At 71.8% G+C, this 17,814-nt stretch carries 16 protein-coding genes; 10 read left to right on the top strand and 6 right to left on the bottom strand.

Annotated elements, in window-relative coordinates:
• Positions 1–1,055: hypothetical protein (locus Acor_RS44220; RefSeq protein ID WP_246238574.1), on the top strand; the 1,055-nt coding region annotated here is incomplete at its 5' end.
• Between the two features lie 268 nt (positions 1,056–1,323).
• Here Acor_RS44220 and Acor_RS11030 read toward each other — a convergent pair.
• From Acor_RS11030 to rimP, 3 genes are read right to left on the bottom strand one after another with little or no spacing between them, the layout of a single operon-like run.
• Positions 1,324–1,611, bottom strand: coding sequence for a YlxR family protein (locus Acor_RS11030; RefSeq protein WP_155336494.1), 288 nt, complete (start codon positions 1,609–1,611; stop codon positions 1,324–1,326).
• Entirely contained in the window at positions 1,595–2,584 is a 990-nt protein-coding gene (nusA, locus tag Acor_RS11025) for a transcription termination factor NusA (RefSeq protein WP_218034218.1), read from the bottom strand. The genes Acor_RS11030 and nusA overlap by 17 nt, the downstream gene beginning before the upstream one ends.
• Before the next feature lie 23 nt (positions 2,585–2,607).
• Complete coding sequence (rimP, locus tag Acor_RS11020; RefSeq protein ID WP_155336492.1) at positions 2,608–3,174, bottom strand: ribosome maturation factor RimP; 567 nt, start codon at positions 3,172–3,174, stop codon at positions 2,608–2,610.
• Positions 3,175–3,280: 106 nt separating this feature from the next.
• Between rimP and Acor_RS11015 the strand changes: the two genes are divergently transcribed.
• From Acor_RS11015 to Acor_RS11005, 3 genes are read left to right on the top strand one after another with little or no spacing between them, the layout of a single operon-like run.
• Positions 3,281–3,811 (top strand): hypothetical protein, encoded by a 531-nt coding sequence (locus tag Acor_RS11015; RefSeq protein ID WP_155336491.1) that lies wholly within the window; start codon positions 3,281–3,283, stop codon positions 3,809–3,811.
• The gene (locus tag Acor_RS11010) at positions 3,808–4,314 is read left to right on the top strand and encodes a ferritin-like domain-containing protein (RefSeq protein ID WP_155336490.1); all 507 of its coding nucleotides are present in this window, start codon (positions 3,808–3,810) and stop codon (positions 4,312–4,314) included. Before Acor_RS11015 ends, Acor_RS11010 begins: the two co-directional genes overlap by 4 nt.
• Before the next feature lie 37 nt (positions 4,315–4,351).
• Entirely contained in the window at positions 4,352–4,537 is a 186-nt protein-coding gene (locus Acor_RS11005) for a DUF4236 domain-containing protein (protein WP_155336489.1), read from the top strand.
• Here the strand turns inward: Acor_RS11005 and Acor_RS11000 are convergent.
• A complete protein-coding gene (locus tag Acor_RS11000; RefSeq protein ID WP_155336488.1) occupies positions 4,534–6,273 on the bottom strand; it encodes a proline--tRNA ligase in 1,740 nt (579 codons plus the stop codon). The two genes, Acor_RS11005 and Acor_RS11000, sit on opposite strands and share 4 nt — an antisense overlap.
• 61 nt (positions 6,274–6,334) lie before the next feature.
• Positions 6,335–7,018 (bottom strand): hypothetical protein, encoded by a 684-nt coding sequence (locus Acor_RS10995; protein ID WP_155336487.1) that lies wholly within the window; start codon positions 7,016–7,018, stop codon positions 6,335–6,337.
• 123 nt (positions 7,019–7,141) lie between these two features.
• Here Acor_RS10995 and Acor_RS10990 point away from each other — a divergent pair, with 123 nt between their 5' ends.
• Positions 7,142–8,080: an acyl-CoA dehydrogenase family protein gene (locus tag Acor_RS10990; protein WP_246238573.1), complete on the top strand. Its 939-nt coding sequence runs from the start codon at positions 7,142–7,144 to the stop codon at positions 8,078–8,080.
• On the opposite strand, the gene Acor_RS10985 is transcribed toward Acor_RS10990, so the two are convergent.
• Positions 8,077–8,454, bottom strand: a complete 378-nt coding sequence (locus Acor_RS10985) for a hypothetical protein (RefSeq protein ID WP_246238572.1) — start codon at positions 8,452–8,454, stop codon at positions 8,077–8,079. The two genes, Acor_RS10990 and Acor_RS10985, sit on opposite strands and share 4 nt — an antisense overlap.
• A gap of 240 nt (positions 8,455–8,694) precedes the next feature.
• Between Acor_RS10985 and Acor_RS10980 the strand changes: the two genes are divergently transcribed.
• Genes Acor_RS10980 through Acor_RS10960 form a run of 5 tightly spaced genes read left to right on the top strand, consistent with a single transcriptional unit; the run spans position 8,695 to position 17,773 of the window.
• A complete protein-coding gene (locus tag Acor_RS10980; protein ID WP_155336485.1) occupies positions 8,695–9,762 on the top strand; it encodes an LLM class flavin-dependent oxidoreductase in 1,068 nt (355 codons plus the stop codon).
• Positions 9,759–10,778: a phenylacetate--CoA ligase family protein gene (locus Acor_RS10975; protein WP_155336484.1), complete on the top strand. Its 1,020-nt coding sequence runs from the start codon at positions 9,759–9,761 to the stop codon at positions 10,776–10,778. The genes Acor_RS10980 and Acor_RS10975 overlap by 4 nt, the downstream gene beginning before the upstream one ends.
• A gap of 1 nt (position 10,779) precedes the next feature.
• Positions 10,780–12,486: an AMP-binding protein gene (locus Acor_RS10970; protein WP_308805642.1), complete on the top strand. Its 1,707-nt coding sequence runs from the start codon at positions 10,780–10,782 to the stop codon at positions 12,484–12,486.
• Between the two features lie 32 nt (positions 12,487–12,518).
• Positions 12,519–13,835, top strand: a complete 1,317-nt coding sequence (locus Acor_RS10965; protein WP_155336483.1) for an FAD-dependent oxidoreductase — start codon at positions 12,519–12,521, stop codon at positions 13,833–13,835.
• Between the two features lie 2 nt (positions 13,836–13,837).
• Complete coding sequence (locus Acor_RS10960; protein WP_170316872.1) at positions 13,838–17,773, top strand: nSTAND1 domain-containing NTPase; 3,936 nt, start codon at positions 13,838–13,840, stop codon at positions 17,771–17,773.
• Positions 17,774–17,814 lie beyond the last annotated feature (41 nt).

Here is a 17,814-nt window from a genome sequence, read left to right as displayed (position 1 = left end):
CCGCCGGGACGGCCGCCGCCGCCACCGCCACCGGGACGACCAGCGCCGCCGCCACCGCCGCCGCCGCCGCCGGGACCGGAAGGCCGGCCCTGCGGCATCATCGACGGGTTGGGACGCGGACCACCGGGACGCGGACCACCCGCGCCTGCGGGCGGACGGGGACCACCGGCACCAGGACCGGGACGCGGGCCACCCGCGCCGGCCGGGCCGGGACGGGTACCGCCACCGGCGCCCGCGGGACCCGGACGGGGACCGCCGGGACGCGGACCGCGGTCGCCGTCGCGACGCGGCTCGCGGGGACCACGGTCCTCACGGGGACCACGATCCTCACGCGGCCCGCGATCGGGACGGTCACCACGGTGCTCACCGGCGCGCTCGGGACGGTCGCCACGATCGGGACGGTCACCGGGGCCGCCCGGACGCGCCGGACGCTGACCCATGCCACTGGCGTTGGACGAGAACGGGTTGTTGCCCGGACGCGGGCCACGCGGGCCCGGCTTCGGGCCACCGGGACCGGACGGACGACCGCCGCCGGGACCGCCACCGGAGGGAACACCCGGAACGGCGGGACGCTGCGCCGGAGCCGGCCGGGGGCCGGGCTTCGGTCCGCCACCCGGGCCGCCGCCACCGGGACCACCGGCGCGATCGGGACGGGAACCGCCGGACGAGGACGCCGCCGCGGGGCGGGGCGTCTCGGGACGGACTTCTGGGCGGGGCTGTTCCGGTGCCGGACGCGGAGCTTCGGCCTGAGGCGCGACCTGAGGCGCGGGCTGCGGCGTCGGGTGAGGCATCGGAACGGGCCGCGGCGCGGGCCGCGGACCTGGCTTCGGCCCGGGGCGGATGCCGCCCTCCTGAGCCGGAGCGGATGGAATCGAGGAAACCGGCGCCGTCGAGGCGCCGTTTCCGGCCGGGCTCGCCAGCTGGCTCGCCTGGCTGTCAGCCGGCCGGGGCTGGGGCCTCGGCTGCGGCCGGGGGGTCGGCTTGCCGCCGCCCCTGGAGTCGCCCTTACCGAACGCCTCCGTCAGTTTACGGACGACCGGCGCTTCTATCGTTGAAGAAGCCGATCGCACGAACTCGCCCATTTCGGTGAGCTTGGCCATGACGACCTTGCTCTCAACGCCGAACTCCTTGGCGAGTTCGTATACCCGGACCTTCGCCACTGCACTCCCTAACTCGGCCCGGGAGGCTGTGCCGCCGGACCGTCGCTACCTGGACGTACTCATTGCCGCGTGCTCATCAGGCGCTCATAGCAATCTGACTCCGCCCATCAACTCGGCGTCCTACATGACAGTTGGTAACCATTCACCCGGCCGCTTTCCCGCGTCAAGACCGTTCCGCCAGGTGATCCCGCAGACGTGTGACATCGAGCGTTCCCTCTGCGCGAAAAGCGCGAGCGAACGCCCGGCGACGTTCTGCGAGCTCCAGACAGCTCACGGCCGGATGCAGTGACGCACCCCGGCCCGGAAGCCGTCCTTGCTGGTCAGGGGTAATAACACCCTCGACCACTACCAGTCGGAGTAGCTCAGACTTGGCCGTGCGAACCCGACAGCCCACACATGTTCTCAGTGGGGCGGCCTGGCCACCATATTCCAGCTTACCTTGCCGACGCATCTGCGGGATCGGCCGGTGCCTCTTGAGTGTCCGGCCGGATATCGATACGCCACCCGGTCAGCCGCGCGGCGAGCCGGGCGTTCTGACCTTCCTTGCCGATCGCCAGCGAGAGCTGGTAGTCGGGCACGGTCACCCGCGCCACCCGGCCGTCGGCGTCCACGACCTCGACACGGGAAACGCGTGCGGGTGACAGCGCATTCCCCACGAACTCGGCCGGGTCCTCGGACCAGTCGATGATGTCGATCTTCTCGCCGTGCAGTTCGGTCATCACGTTGCGCACCCGCGAGCCCATCGGGCCGATGCAGGCGCCCTTCGCGTTGACCCCGCTCTTCCGGGAGCGCACCGCGATCTTCGTGCGGTGCCCGGCCTCCCTGGCGATGGCGGCGATCTCCACCGAACCGTCGGCGATCTCCGGGACCTCCAGCGCGAACAGCTTCTTCACCAGGTTCGGGTGAGTACGGCTGAGCGTGACGGACGGCCCCTTGTTGCCCTTCTTCACCTGCACCACGAAGCAGCGGAGGCGCTCGCCGTGCACGTAGTCCTCGCCGGGCACCTGCTCGTTGTGCGGCAGGATGGCCTCGATCTTGCCCAGGTCCACCAGGACGACCCTGGGGTCCTTGCCCTGCTGGATGATCCCGGCCACCAGCTCGCCCTCGCGGCTGGCGAACTCGCCGAAGTTGATCTCGTCCTCGGCGTCCCGCAGCTGCTGCAGGATGACCTGCTTGGCGGTGGTCGCGGCGATGCGGCTGAAGTTGCCCGGGGTGTCGTCGTACTCCCGGACGACCGTGCCCTCCTCGTCCAGCTCGGCGGCCAGGATCGAGACGTGGCCCGAGGCCCGGTCGAGCTCGGCGCGGGCCTTCTGCGCGGCGCCCTCGGTCCGGAAGTAGGCGATCAGCAGCGCGTCCTCGATCGCCTTCACGACGAGGTCGAACGAGATGTCCTTCTCCCGCTCCAGGCTGCGCAGGACGCTCATGTCAATGTCCACAAGGCTCCCCCTTAGCCCTCATCGCGGTGTGCGATGTCATCGGCGGCTCCGAGGTCGTCCTCGTCGTCGATGTCGTCCAGCTCTTCTTCTAGTTCTACGTCTTCTATGTCGGTTTCGTCTTCGTCGTCCAGCCGACGGAACTCCACCTGGACCTTGCCCTTGACCAGGTCCGCGTATTCGAACCGCCCCGCGCCCTCGATCTCGACGGCGGTCTCGTCCGCCACCAGGATCCGGCCCTCGGCCGCGGCGCCGTCCCGCAGTTCGGCCTTGACCAGCCGCCCCTTGGCCCGGCGCCAGTGGCGGGGCTGGGTGAGCGGGCGGTCCACCCCGGGCGAGCTGACCTCCAGCACATACGGGTTGCCGCCCAGCAGATCGGTCGCGTCCAGCTGCTCGGAGACGGACCGGCTCACCTCGGAGACGTCGTCGAGACTGATGCCCCCGTCCCGGTCCACCACCACGCGGACCAGCCGGCGTTTGCCCGCCGGGGTGATCGTCACGTCCTCCAGATCGAGCCCCTCGGCGGTGACCACCGGGCTGAGAAGCTCCACAAGGCGGTCGCGTCGAGCGTCAATGCCCATGCCGACCTCCCATTCACGGGCGTACCTCGCCCAACGTGCCCACAGCCTATCGACACAAGGGCACGGAAAGAGCAGCACTGCCCGCCGAGCCGTACGATGAGACTTCGTGAAGGCTAGGAGCGGCGGCGACCGGGCAGCGGAGTTCTTTCCGTTGAATTCCCCGGTGATTTCCCGGCGGGCCCTGCTCGGAGCTTCGGCCGGGCTGGTGCTCGTCGGCTGCGCGGGCGCGCCCGCGACCGAGACCGCCGTCCCGGAACCCCCGGATCCGCAGCTGGTGCTGCTCACCGGGGTGATCGCGGCGAAGGAGCAGATGGTCTCGCTCTACCAGCAGGCGACCCTGTCGGACGCCGCGCTGGCCGGCGCGCTGCAGCCGTTCCAGCAGCGCCACCTGGCCCACCTGGCGGCGCTCCGCCGCCATCTGCCCGAGGACGCGCCGTCGGCTCCGCCGGGGTCGCCCGCGCCGGTGGCCAGCACCGCGCCCGACGTCTCGGTGGCGTTCCTGCGGGAGGCCGAGCGCAAGGCCGCGGCCGGCCGTCCCCGGCAGCTCGCCGACGCCTCGCCGGTGGTGTCCCAGCTGCTGTGCAGCATCGGCGCCTGTGAGGCGCTGCACGTCACGGCCCTCGGGCGGCTGCGATGAACCCGTCCCAGAACCAACCCCAGAACCAACCCCAGAACCAGTCCCTGGCCAAGGCGCTGGCCGCCGAACACGCCGCCGTGTACGCCTACGGAGTGGTGGGCGCCAGGACCTCCGGCGGGCTGCGCCAGCGCGCCAACGCCGCGTTCGACGCCCACCGGGCCCGCCGCGACCAGCTCCGCGGCCTGATCGCGCAGCGCGGCCAGAAGCCCGAGGAGCCCGGCCCGACCTATCAGCTGCCCTTCGAGGTGAGCACGCCCGTGCAGGCGGTCCGGCTGGCCGTACAGGTCGAGGAGGGGGTGCTGGCCGCCTATCTGGAGCTGTCCGCCGACCCCGACCCCGGGCTGCGGCGGCTGGCCGCCCAGCTGGCGCAGGAGTGCGCGGTCCGCGGGTACGGCTGGAGTCCGGCCGTCACCGCGTTCCCCGGCATGCCCGAGACGCGCGCGGGTTCGACGCCGGGCCTGACCGAGCCGACCCCGGTGCCCCCGGTGACGACCGGCCAGTAGAAGTTTGGATCCCGCGTCGCGGGCAGTTCAGCTCGTCATGAGTTTTGGCTTCCGCAAGACCATAAAGATCGGTCCGTTCCACCTCAACTTCTCCCGCGGCGGCGTCGGCCACAGCGTCGGCAAGGGCGGCGTGCGGTACACCAAACGCGCCGACGGCGGCCGGCAGGTCAGTGTCGACCTGCCGGGCGGCTTCTCCTGGCGCAGAGCGCTGCGCCGCCGCTAGCGGGTGGCGGCGAGCACCCGGGCGACGGCCTCGTCGAGCGGGATCTCGTCCTTGCTCCCCGCGGCCCGGTCGCGCAGTTCGACCACGCCCTGGGAGACGCCGCGGCCGACGATCAGCACGGTCGGCAGGCCGAGCAGTTCCGAGTCCTTGAACTTGACGCCGGGCGACACTCCGGCGCGGTCGTCGAGGAGCACCCGGACGCCCTGGGCCTCCAGCTCCTCGGCGAGCCGGGTGGCCACCTCGATCTGGTTCTCCTTGCCGGTGCCGACGATGTGCACGTCGGCGGGGGCCACCTCGCGCGGCCAGGCCAGGCCGAGCGCGTCGTGGCGCTGCTCGGCCAGCACGGCCACCGCGCGGGAGACGCCGATGCCGTAGGAGCCCATGGTGATCCGGATCGGCTTGCCGTCGGGGCCGAGGGCGTCCAGGCCCGCGGCGTCCGCGTACTTGCGGCCGAGCTGAAAGATGTGGCCGATCTCGATGCCGCGGTCGATGGACAGGCCGGAGCCGCAGACCGGGCAGGAGTCCCCGGCCCTGATCTCGGCGGCCTCGATGGTGCCGTCGGCGACGAAGTCGCGCCCGGCGACCACGTGCACCGCGTGCCTGCCGGGCTCGTTGGCGCCGGTCACCCACTCGGTGCCGGCCACGACGCGGGGGTCGACCAGGTAGCGGATGCCGAGTTCCTTGAGCACCTGCGGCCCGATGTAGCCGCGGACCAGGCCGGGGTGCCTGGCGAAGTCCTCGGCCTCGAAGATGGCGGGCTCGCCGGGCGCGACCGCGGCCTCCAGGCGCTTGAAGTCGATCTCGCGGTCGCCGGGCACCCCGATGATCAGGGTCTCCGGCTCCTTGGCGCCGGGCGTGATCACCTTGACGACCACGTTCTTGAGTGTGTCGGCGGCGGTGATGCCCAGGTCGTGGGCCTGGTTGAGGTGGTTGACCAGGGTCTCGATGGTGGGCGTGTTCGGGGTGTCCAGCACCTGCTGGGCGGGCCGGTCGCCGGGGCGGGCGGCCGGCGCGGGCGTGGTGACCGCCTCGGCGTTGGCCGCGTAGCCGCAGTTGTGGCAGGCCACGAAGGTGTCCTCGCCGGTGGGGCTGGGGGCGAGGAACTCCTCGGAGGCGGAGCCGCCCATCGCGCCTGAGGTGGCGAAGCAGATCTTGACGTCGATGCCGAGGCGCTCGAAGGTCCGGATGTAGGCCTCGCGGTGCTGCTCGTAGGAGCGCTTGAGGCCGTCGTCGTCGAGGTCGAAGGAGTAGGAGTCCTTCATCACGAACTCGCGGCCGCGCAGGATGCCCGCCCGGGGGCGGGCCTCATCCCGGTACTTGGTCTGAATTTGGTAGAGCGTGACCGGATAGTCCTTGTAGGAGGAGTACTCCCCCTTGACCATGTCGGTGAACATCTCCTCGTGGGTGGGGCCGAGCAGGTAGTCGGCGCCCTTGCGGTCCTTGAGCCGGAACAGGGTGTCCCCGTATTCGGTCCAGCGGCCGGTCGTCTGGTAGTACTCGCGGGGCAGCAGCGCGGGGAAGAGCACCTCCTGGGCGCCCATCCGGTTCATCTCCTCGCGCACGATCGTGGCGACGTTCTCCAGGACGATCTTGCCGAGCGGCAGCCACGAGTAGATCCCGGGCGCGACCCTGCGGACGTAACCGGCGCGCACGAGCAGCTTGTGGCTCGGCACTTCCGCGTCCGCCGGGTCCTCACGCAGGGTGCGCAGGAACAGGGTCGACATACGCAGTAGCACGGCTACTCCTCGGCTGGGCTGGTGGCTTCGATGACGTACAGGCTATCGACTTCCGCGCGGGTTAGAGCGCGAGCACGAGCGCGCCGTACGAGCCGGAGTAGCTGACCGCCACCAGCAGTGCCCACAGCCGGTGCAGCGTGCGCCGCCGGAACACCAGCACGATCACGGCCGCCAGCAGCGCCGACGTGGTCACCGCCACCTGCCAGCCGGGGTACGGCTGGCCATATCCGAACTGCACCAGTTCCTCGACGCCTTCGCCCAGGATCAGCCCGGCGGTGATCCCCGAGGCGAGGATCCCCCACCGGTCCTCGCGGGTGGACAGGTAGGCCAGCGGGCCCAGCGCCACCAGGGCGAACAGCAGGATGTTGAGCCCGGTCGCGCCGCCGGCCAGCCCCTCGAAGGGGGCGATGCCGTGCACGGCCACGCTCACGATGAGCTGGCCGACCATGCCGCCGAACGCGGCCAGCGCGCCGTTCACCAGCGACCAGCCGAAGCTGGCGGCGTTCCAGCCGACGACCGTGGCCAGCACCATGAAGATGTACGGGTCGTAGATCGACAGCAGCCAGTCGGGCACCTGGTCGGCGAAGCCGCCGCCGGCCGCGCCCAGGATGGCGCCCATGATCAGCGACGCCAGCATGTACCACTGGATCCGCCGCTCGCGCCGATCGAGCGCGACATACTCCTGGTCGGGACCGGTCTCGCCGGTCCCGACCTCGCGATTGGCCTTGCCGAAAGCCCAGGTCACTCGATCCCCCGATCAGTGCACACATGGCAGATTAATTATATTTCGGTCACCAAATAGCTACCAATAGCGACGCACTCGTTTTTGGTAATGGAATACGAGCAATCGCTTGGTTATGGTGTTCGGGTGGATGCGCTGCGCGCGGTCGTCCGGCGGTTCCTCAGCGCCGAACCCGATGCCCCCTGGTCCCGCTTCGCCGGCGAACTCGGTGTCGCCGGGCTGTGCATCCCCGAGGAGTACGGCGGCGCCGGAGCAGGCTTCATCGAAGTCGCGGTGGTCTCGGAGGAATTGGGCCGGGTGTTGTCCCCACTGCCCTACCTCGCCACCGTCGTCCTGGCCACCAGTGCCATCCTCCAGTCCGGGAACGCGGACGCGCACGCGCGCCTGCTCCCGGACATCGCCGCCGGAAAGACCACGGCAACCGTCGTCTTCCCCGAAGACGCCGACCTCCACCTGGACCGCGACCGGCTGACCGGCACAGCTCCCTACGTGGCCGACGGCGACCTCGTCCTCGCTTATGTCAACAATGTCCTGGTCGAAGCCATTCCAACACAGCGCAAACTGCATTCAACTTTGGACCACAGCCGCCCGCTGGCCACGCTGCGCTTCGACGCGGCTCCCGCGCGCCCGCTGGGCCTTCCCGGCCCCCCGGTACGGGAGATCGCCATCGCCGGGCTGGCCGCGGAACAGGTCGGCGGCGCGGCCCGCTGCCTCGAATCCACCCTCGCCCACGTGAAGTCCCGCCACCAGTTCGAGCGCCCGATCGGCTCATTCCAGGCGCTCAAACACCGTCTGGCCGACCTTTACCTCCAGGTGGAGTCCGCCCGCTCCGCCGCCCAGGCCGCGGCCGCCGCCCCCGGCGACCCGGTCCGCGCGGCCGTCGCCGGTTCCTACTGCACCGAGACCTACCTGGCCGCCGCGGCCGAGCAGATCCAGCTGCACGGCGGCCCCGCCATCACCTGGGACCACCCGGCCCACCGCTACTTCAAGCGCGCCACCTCGGACGCCCAGCTCTTCGGCACCCCGCAGGCCCATCGGGCCCGGCTGGCCGCGCTGGTCCTCTAACCGCCGAGGAGTTCTTCCCACGGGCGGCGGGCGGCGGTGTGCTGGAGGGGGTCCAGGGCCTGGGAGAGCCGCCAGAGCCCGGGGCGGTTGCGCATCCGGTCCAGGCCGAGCGGGTCGACGGCGTGCAGCACGAACGGGATGCCCAGAACCTGCAATGTGCCGCCGCCGGAGTGGTGCGCCAGGTCGTCCAGACCGGCGTCGGCGAGGCGGTCGTGGAGCAGGGCGGCGAGTTCGTGCGCGTACGGGCCGTCGCGCCACTCGATGTTCCAGGCGTGGTCGGCGCCGAGCCACCAGCTGAGGTCGCGGCAGGACTCGATGGCTTCGGCCTCGGCGGCCAGCGCGGCCATCACCCGGCCGAAGGCCTCGTAGCGCAAGGCGTCGCCGCCGGCTTCCGGCGGACCGCCGCGTGGGTGTCGGGAGGGTTGCCGTCGCCTCTTCGCCCCTGAGCTCACGGGAGACAACTGTGATCGCGCGCGGTACCCCACGCAACCCCCAATTCCCTCCGTTTCCCCCCAGCTTTCCCCCGGCGGCCGAACGCTCGCTTGTTGCGCTCCACCGGGAGCTGATAACCTCAGCCAAGCGAGCGCTTGGTTAAATCGGGCGAATGGGGAGCTATGAGGATCAGCTTGGGGTACGAGTTGGAGGTGCGCGGACGTACTCGGGAGATCGAGCAGCGCGCTTTCCAGAACGTGATCGACCAGGTGGTCCTCGGGGACGAGCTCGGATACGACACGGCGTGGTTCGTGGAGCACCACTTCACGCGTGGGTTCTCGCACTGTTCCGCGCCGGATCTGATCCTGGCCGCGATCGCGGCGCGGACCAGCCGGATCCATCTGGGTCTCGGCGTGGTGCTGCTGCCCTTTCAGTCCCCGATCCGTACGGCGGAGCGGGTGGCCACGCTGGACGTGATCAGCGGCGGGCGGGTGGAGTTCGGCACCGGCCGGGGCGCCTCGCCACTGGAATACCAGGCGTTCCAGCGGCCCTTCGAGCAGTCCAGGAAGATCTGGGAGGACTCGCTGGAGGCCGTGCTGGCGATCTGGAACGCCGACGGGGAGCCGATCTCCCGGTCGAACGAGTTCTTCGAGATCCCGGACGTCTCGGTGTATCCGCGGCCCGCGCAGGTGCCGCACCCGCCGGTCTGGGTGGCCTCCACCTCGCTGGAGGGGTATCTGGCCGCCGCCAGGAACGGGCACCACCTGCTCGGCATGACGATGCTCAAGGGCATCGACGACGTCGCCGCCGACATCGCCAGATACAAGGAGTGCCTGGCCGAGCACGGCCACGACCCCGCCACCCGCCGGATCGCCCTGATGATCCCCTGGTTCGTCGCCCCCACCCGCGAGCAGGCCATCGAGTACGCCGCAGACCCCGTGCTCTGGTACATCCGGCGGCAGGTCAACCTGGTCACCCCGCCGGACTACTACGACGCCCGCCACGCCACCCACAAGGTCCTCGGCCAGCTCGCGGCCGGGCTGCCCCCCGACGAGTCGATGGCCACGCTGCGCGAGCACCTGATGGTGGTGGTGGACGACGTCGAGGGCTCACGCAAGGCGGTGGCGCGGCTGGCGGAGGCCGGGGCGACCGACCTGATCCTGCAGGCCCAGGTCGGCGGGCTGGCGCACGAGCGGGTCCGCGACTCCATCCGGCTGTTCATGGGCGAGGTCATGGGAGGCGGGCGATGACCCGATGGCTGACCAGAGACGACCTGGCGGCGGCCGCGCGCACGGCGACCGGGCTGCTCATGGTCTCCGCCGACGGGGTGAGCGTGCGTCCCTCCCCCGCCGGTACGGCTACCGCCGACGCCTTGCGCTCGGCCGGAGTCGGGCCGCGTGACCGGGTGGTGATCGCGCTCGCCGAACCGTACGGAGGCGTCTGGGCTTCTGCGGCGGCCGGGGTGGCGGAGGCGGCGGCCTCGGTGGGCCCGCGGGGCCGGATGCGATTACAGCACCTCGTCAGGACGCTCGGCGCGACCACGCTCGTGATCACCCCGACCGGCGCGATGGACCTGCTGTCCCGGCTGCATCTGGAGTTTCTGCTGGATCCGCTGGATCTCGGGCTGCGGCGCGTCGTGCTGACCGGCGAGATCGCGTCGGCGCACACGATGGCCCACCTGACCAGCGAGTTCGAGGCCGAGGTCAGCGAGGTGCTGGCCTCGCCGTGTCACGGCGGCGCGCTCGGCTGGCGTTCCTCCGAATCCGCGCCTTTGACGCCCTTGGCCGAGATCGCGCTGGCTTCGCTCGACAAGGACGCCCCCGTCGAGACCGGCCTCGCCGAAATCACGGAAATTTCGGGAAATGGCGGGGTCAGGACGGGACTGGTGGGGCGGGTGGGCACCCCCGGCGAGACTCCGGCCCCGGCGCACACGGTCGGCGACCACGTCCTGGTCAGAGGCGTATGGCTGTCACTCCCCCGGATCGAGAAGGCCCTCGCCAAGATCGACGGCGTAGCGACCTGGGACCTGACCGTCACCCGCCAGGGCACCCTGGATGCGGCCACGCTCACCGTGACCTTCACCCGGCAAAGCCTGATCAAGAACCCGATGTGGCAGTCCCGCCTCCGGGACGCCCTCCGCGCCCTCACCCCGATCACCCTCACCGTCCAGGTCTCCCCCGAGATCGCGGAGTCCCCCCGCCCCGGCACGCTCACCGACCTCCGCGGCCACCACCTGGGCCGGGACCGCACCACGATCGCGCACTGACATGGCGGACGAAATGGCCGGGGACACCGCGGGCATCGCGGAAAGCACCGCCAAGGGCATCGCGGAAGGCATCGCCGCCGACAACACGGATGGCATCGCCGAGGTTCCCGCCTGGGGCACGATCCCCCGCATGCTGCGCGACCAGGCAGCCAGCCACCCCGGCGTCGTGGTGGTGGACGGCGAGACCCGCCTGACCCTCGCCGAACTCCGCGACCAGGCGGCGGCCGTCGCCCGCGGCCTGCTGGCCCTGGGCGTGGCACCCGGTGATCGCGTCGGGGTGTGGGGCCTCAACGACGCCCACTGGGTGGTCTGCGCCTACGGCGTCTGGGACGCGGGCGCGGTGCTCGTCCCGCTCTCGGCCAGGTACAAGGGCCTCGAAGCGGCCGAACTGATCGCCGCTACCGGCATCGGCGTCCTGCTGACAGGCCGGAACACGGCGGGCGCGCCCGCATTCGCGGACCTCCTGACCGATCGCGACCTGGCTGGCGCGGATCTCCTGGCCGGTCGCGACCTGGCTGGCGCGGACCCACTGCGGGGCGAAGTCCTTCGGGTAGTCGATCCGGATGGGTTTGCGGCGTTTCTCGCGGCGGGCGTACGCGTAACCGATCTCGAAGAGCGGGCCGCTGCCGTCCGCCCGGATGACCTGTGCGAGATCATGTCCACCTCCGGCACCACCGGCACTCCCAAGGGCGTGATGCTGGAGCATGGGCAGGTGCTGCGGGGCTACTGGGACTGGTCGGAGATCGTGACCCTGCGTGAGGGCGACACGTATCCGATCATCGCGCCCTTCGCGCATGGATTCGGTCTCAATGCCGGGCTGCTGGCCTGTGTGCTGCGCGCCGCGACCATGCTCCCGATCCGTGCCTTCGCCCCCGCCCTCCTCCTCGACCTGATCAAATCCCGAAATATCACCGTCCTGGCAGGCGCGCCCCCGATGTTCTACCGCCTCCTGGACGAACTCGACCGCGACCCCGGCACCGCCCTCCGGGTCGCCATCTGCGGCGCCGCCAGCGTGCCCGCGCCACTGATCCGCCGCATGCTCGCCCACGTCGACCGCATGATCAACGCCTACGGCCTGATGGAGGGCACGGTCGTCTCGATGACCAGGGCCGGCGACCCGGTCGAGGTGATCGCCTCCTCCACCGGCAGAGCCGTACCCGGCATCGAAGTGAAGATCGTCGCCGACGACGGCGCGGCGGTGCCGGCCGGTGAACGCGGCGAGATCCTGATGCGCGGGTACGGCGTCATGCGCGGCTACTGGCAGGACCCCGCCAGGACCGGCGAGGTCATCAGGGACGGCTGGCTGCACACCGGCGACATCGGCACCCTCGACCCGGCCGGCAACCTCGCCATCGTCGACCGCAAGAAGGAACTCTTCATCGTCAACGGCTTCAACGTCTCTCCCGCCGAGGTCGAGAGCCTGCTGCTCCGCTGCCCCGGCGTGGCCCAGGCGGCGGTGGTCGGCGTCCCCGACGAGCGCTCCGGCGAGACCGGCTGGGCGTACATCGTCCCGGACGCCCCGCTCGACCCCGGCACGGTGATCGCCTGGGCCCGCGCCAACATGTCCGCCCACAAGGCCCCCCGCACCGTCGTCCTCGTCCCCGAGCTCCCCACCAATCCCAACGGAAAGATCGACAAACGGCTCTTGCGGGCACGATCCGCCACGCCACGACGAGACGCCTCTGGCCCCGCGACCTCGGATAGGTGAAGAATCTGGGGTATCCGCTCTTGGAGGCTCTAGTGACGTTGCGTGTGGCGGTCGTGGGCTCGGGCCCGGCCGGGATCTACACCGCGGAGGCGCTGACCAAACAGGTCGCCGGGCCGGTCGAGGTCGACGTGCTGGAACGCCTGCCCACCCCGTACGGCCTGGTCCGGTACGGCGTGGCCCCCGACCACACCTCGATCAAGTCGATCGCCAACTACCTGCGCCGCGTGCTGGAGACCCCCGGAGTGCGGTTCCTCGGCGGCGTGGAACTGGGCGAGCACCTCTCCGTCGAGGACCTGCTGACCTGCTACGACGCGGTGGTCTACTGCACCGGCGCGATGGTCGACCGCACGATGGGCATCCCCGGCGAGGACCTCCCCGGCAGCATCGCCGCCACCGACTTCGTGAACTGGTATTGCGGCCATCCTGACGCCCCCGACTTCACCCTGGACGTGGCGGAGGTCGCGGTCATCGGCGTCGGCAACGTGGCCGTGGACGTGGTCAGGATCCTGGCCAAGACCGCCGAAGAGCTGCGCGCCACCGACATCCCCGACCAGGTGCTGACCGCGCTGGCCGAGTCCCGGGTGCAGCGCATCCACATGATCGGCCGCCGCGGGGCCGCGCACGCCAAGTTCACCCTCAAGGAGCTCCGCGAGCTCGGCGAACTCCTGAACGCCGACATCCTGACATTTCCGGACGAGGTGGCGGTCGAGGACCTGACCGACCTGTCCCGCCAGATCCGCGGCAACGTGGACGTCCTGCAGTCCTGGTCCACCCGCACCCCGCAGGACCGGCCGCGCCGCCTGGAGGTCCGGTTCTGGCTGCGCCCGGTCGAGATCCTCGGCGTCTCCCGGGTGGAGGGCATCCGGCTGGAGCGGACCAGGCTGGACGGCGGCCGGGTGGTCGGCACCGGCGAGTTCGAGACGATCCCGGCCGACCTGGTGCTGCGCTCGGTCGGCTACCGCAGCGTCCCGCTGCCCGGCGTGCCGTTCTCCGAGCAGTCCATGACCGTCCCCAACGAGGCGGGCAGGATCCGCGACCGCGAGTACGTGGCGGGCTGGCTCAAGCGCGGCCCGACCGGCGTGATCGGCACCAACAAGTCCGACGCGGCGGAGACCGTGCGCACCCTGCTGGCCGAGGTCACGGCGGAGCCGTCCCGGCCCACGCTGGACGCGCTGCTGGCCGCCCGGGGGGTCACCCCCGTGACGTACCAGGACTGGCTGGCGATCGAGGCGGCCGAGGAGAAGCTGGCCAGGACGCTGGACCGGGGTGAGAAAGTGAAACTGGTGGGCAGGGCCGCCATGCTGGACGCGTTCGGCGGTTCCAGTCAGAGGCAGGCCGACCAGGGGTGACCGTGCTGGAGATCCGCGTGCTGGGCCCGTTCGAGGTCCTGTCGGGCGGAACTCCGGTGCCGCTGGACGGCAGGCCGCGTGAGGTGCTGGCGCTGCTGGCGGCGGAGGCGGGCCGTCCGGTGCGGACCGAGACGATCCTGCGGCGGCTGGACTTCGCCTCGAAGGGCAATCTGCAGTCGTCGGTGTCCCGGTTACGGCGGGCGCTGCCCGGCGAGGTGGTGCGGACCGTGCCGCACGGGTACGCGCTGACGGCGGACGTGGACGCGGTCAGGTTCGCGGCGCTGGTGACGCGGTCGCGGACGGCGGAGGATCCGGATTCGCTGCTGGCGGAGGCGCTGGCGCTGTGGCGCGGGGAGCCGTACCCGGATTTCGGCTTCCTGGCGGCCGAGCGGAACCGGCTGGCGGCGCTGCACGGGGAGGCGGTCGAGCGGCGCAACGAGGCGCGGCTGGCCGCCGGGCAGGGCGCCGAGCTGGTCGCGGATCTGGAGGAGCTCGCGCTGCTCCATCCGACCAGGGAGAAATTGTGGGGGCAGCTGATGCGGGCCCTGTACCGGTCGGGGCGAGCGGCCGAGGCGGCGCAGGCGTTCCACCGGGCGCGGGCGGCACTGCTGGAGGAGGGCCTGGAGCCGGGGCCTGAGCTGGCGCGGATCCAGCGGGACGTACTCGCCCAGGATTCCCGGCTGACCCAGAGCGACACCTGCCCCTACAAAGGGCTGGCGCGGTTCGAGAAGGACGACGCGCCCTACTTCCACGGCCGGACCAAGCTGGTGGCCAAACTGGTCGCGAATCTGTCCCGCGCGCCGCTGGTGGCCGTGGTCGGGCCGTCCGGAAGCGGCAAGTCGTCCACGGTGCGGGCCGGGCTGCTGCCCCGGCTGGCCGAGGAGGCGCTGCCAGGGTCCCGGCACTGGCAGCAGGTCGTGCTGACGCCCGCGACGACGCCGGACCTGGCGAGCGTCCTGCCGGAAGGCCGCGCGATCATCTTCGTGGACCAGTTCGAGGAGGTCTTCACCACTCTGACGGCCGAGCGGCGGCAGACCTTCCTGGACACGCTGGTGAACTGCCCGCACAAGGTGGTGCTCGCCCTGCGGGCCGACTACTACGGCGACTGCGCCGGGCATCGCGAACTGGCCAGGCTGGTCGTGGACGCGCAGGTCCTGGTCGGGCCGATGACCCCCGACGAGCTCGCCGAGATCATCGAGGCGCCCGCAGGGCAGGTCGGCCTCACTCTTCAGGACGGTCTGGCTCAGGCGCTCCTGGCCGACGTGCGCGGCCAGCCGGGCGCGCTGCCGCTGCTCTCCACGGCGCTGCTGGACCTGTGGGAGCACCGCGACGGCCGGCTTCTCACCCTGGCGGCCTTCCAGCGTTCCGGCGGGGCGCGCGGCGCGATCGAGCGGATGGCAGAACGCGCGTACACGGCGCTGAGCGAGGCGGAACGGCAGATCGCCCGCTCGGTCTTCCTCCGGCTGGCCGACGGCGGCGAGCGGTTCGTCCGGCGGCGGGTGTCCACCGGTGAACTGGCCGACCCGGACGTGCGATCCGTGCTCGATCAGTTGCTCGACCGCCGCCTGCTGATCACCGACCACGACACCGTGGAAGTGGCCCACGAGGCGCTGCTGACCGAGTGGCCCCGGCTGCGTGGCTGGCTGGAGGCCGACGCCGACGGCCGGGCGCTCCGCCGCCACCTGTCCCCGGCCGCCAAGGACTGGGCCGACCGGGGCCGCGACCCGGCGGAGCTCTACCGGGGGGCGCGGCTGTCCGGCGCGCTGGACTGGGCCGCCGACCACCACGACCTGCTGACGGCGGTGGAGCGCGAGTTCCTGGACGCCTCGGCGGCCGAGGCCGAGCGGGAGTCGCGCACCCGCTCCACCCGGCGGCTGCGCGCGATGGCCGTCTCCCTGGTGGCCGTCGTGATCATCGCCACCATGGGCTGGACCCAGAAGACCGCCTCGGACGAGGCCCGGCTGGTCGCCGACGCGGAACGCCTGATCGCCCAGGCCGTCACCGACCCTGACCCGGCCCGCGGCGGCCTGCTCGCCGTCCAGGCGGTCGCGCTGTACCCGACCCAGCTGGCCCAGCGCGACCTGCTGTCGCTGCTGTTCGCCAACCCCCGGCTGCTGCGCGGCACCGCGGCCCTGCCCGACCTGGTCGGCGCGGCCACCCTCAGCGGCGACGGCGAGCGGCTGGCCATCGCCACCGAGCTGGGCCGGATCCAGGTGTACGACATCGCCACCCTCGCCCCCGTCGGCCCGCCCATCGACGCGGGGCCGACCATGATCCGCCGCATCTCGCTGGACCGGGACGGCCACCGGCTGATCACCATGAACCGCCCCGGCACCCCCGTCCGGATCTGGGACGTGCGCACCGCCGCCCCCCGCGACCTGCGCTCCCGGGCCGGCCACGTCCCCGACACGGCCGTCTTCGTGGCCGGCGACGCGATCGCCGCCGTGGTCGGCGAGCACGTCGAGATCTGGGACGAGCGGTCGGAACGGGCGCTGCCCAACTCCGAGACCAACAGCGGCCTGATCACCAGCGGCGACCTGGCCCACCTGGCCGTGACCACGGTGTCCGGCCGGACCCGCGTCATCGACCTGGACGGCAGGCTGCTCGGCGACCTGCCGACCGCCGCCGTGGAGACCCAGGCGCTCAACCGCGACGGCACCGCCCTGCTGACCGCCGCGATCGACCAGATCATCATCTGGGACGTGGCCACCGGCGAGCCGGAAGGCCCGGTCAGGTACGGCACCGACATCACCTGGGCCTCCTGGTCGGCCGGGGACGCCCGGCTGGTCTCCGGCGACGGCCAGGGCCGGGTCCGCCTCTGGGACGCGGCCACCCGCCAGCTCCTGCAGGACTTCCCCGCCGCCGGCCGGGTCGCCCTGGCGGAGCTCGCCGAAGGCGGCCGGACCCTGGTCAGCGTCACCCTGGACGGCGTCATCCTCAGCTGGGACCTCACGGGGGAGCGCGGCTTCGGCGCGCCCGTCCGGATCGGCGGCGGCGCCGAGGCCCGCATCGACGGCTTCCGGACCGCCTGGACCCCCGACCCCGTGTACGCCAGGGACGGCCAGGTCTGGACGGTCGGCCTGACCCCCGGCTCACCCGAGCGCGCCCTGTACCCATACAAGGGCGAGGACGGCGTGGTGGCCGGGGCGGGCGGGGGGAAGATCGCGGTGACCACCACCGAGGACGTCCAGGTGCTCGGCGGCCTGACCCGGAAGATCTTCAACCCGCTGGCGGCCCTGTCCGACGACGGGCGGCGGCTGGCCATCACCACCCAGCCCACCGACACGACCGCCGACCGCCCGGAGGTGGAGATCGTCGACACCGACGCGGACGCGACCCTGGCCACGGTGGCGCTGCCCGCGCGGGCGTCCGTCCTCGCGTACGCGCCGGACGGCGGGGTCCTGCTGGCCGGGCTGGTGAACGGCACCGTAGCCGTGCTGGACGCCGCGGGACGGACGGTGCGGCCGCCGCTCCAGGTGGCCAAGGGGGAGTCCAAGGTGTCCGCGATCGCGTTCGGGCGGGACGGGCTGGTCGCGTTCGGCACCGACGACGGGCAGCTCTCGCTGTGGACGTCGGACACCTGGGCCGCCCGGCGGGTGCTGACCAGGACCAGGCCGGGGCCGTACCGCAGTATCGCGATCTCGCCCGACAACCGGTTCGTGGCCAGCAGCCAGGAGGACGGGCGGATCGCGCTGCACGAGCAGGCGACCGGGCTGCTGATCGGCACCACGCCGGGGCCCTACGACAACACCTCCAGATTCCTCACCTTTCGCGGGAGCGCGCTGCTGAGCGTGTCCAGTGACCGTTCTGTGCACCGGTGGGATCTGGACCTGGAGTCGGCGCGGCGGCGGGTCTGCGCGGTCGCCGGGCGGGACCTCGACCCGGCCGAGTGGGATTCGTTCCTGCGCGGCTATCCGTACCAGCGGCAGTGCGCCTGACCTGGGGGCAAGCGCGGGACAAGCGTCCGGTGAGCGTTTGG

The sequence above is a fragment of the Acrocarpospora corrugata genome, from assembly GCF_009687845.1.
Lineage (GTDB): Bacteria > Actinomycetota > Actinomycetes > Streptosporangiales > Streptosporangiaceae > Acrocarpospora > Acrocarpospora corrugata.
This window is presented reverse-complemented; position numbering and strand designations above follow the sequence as displayed.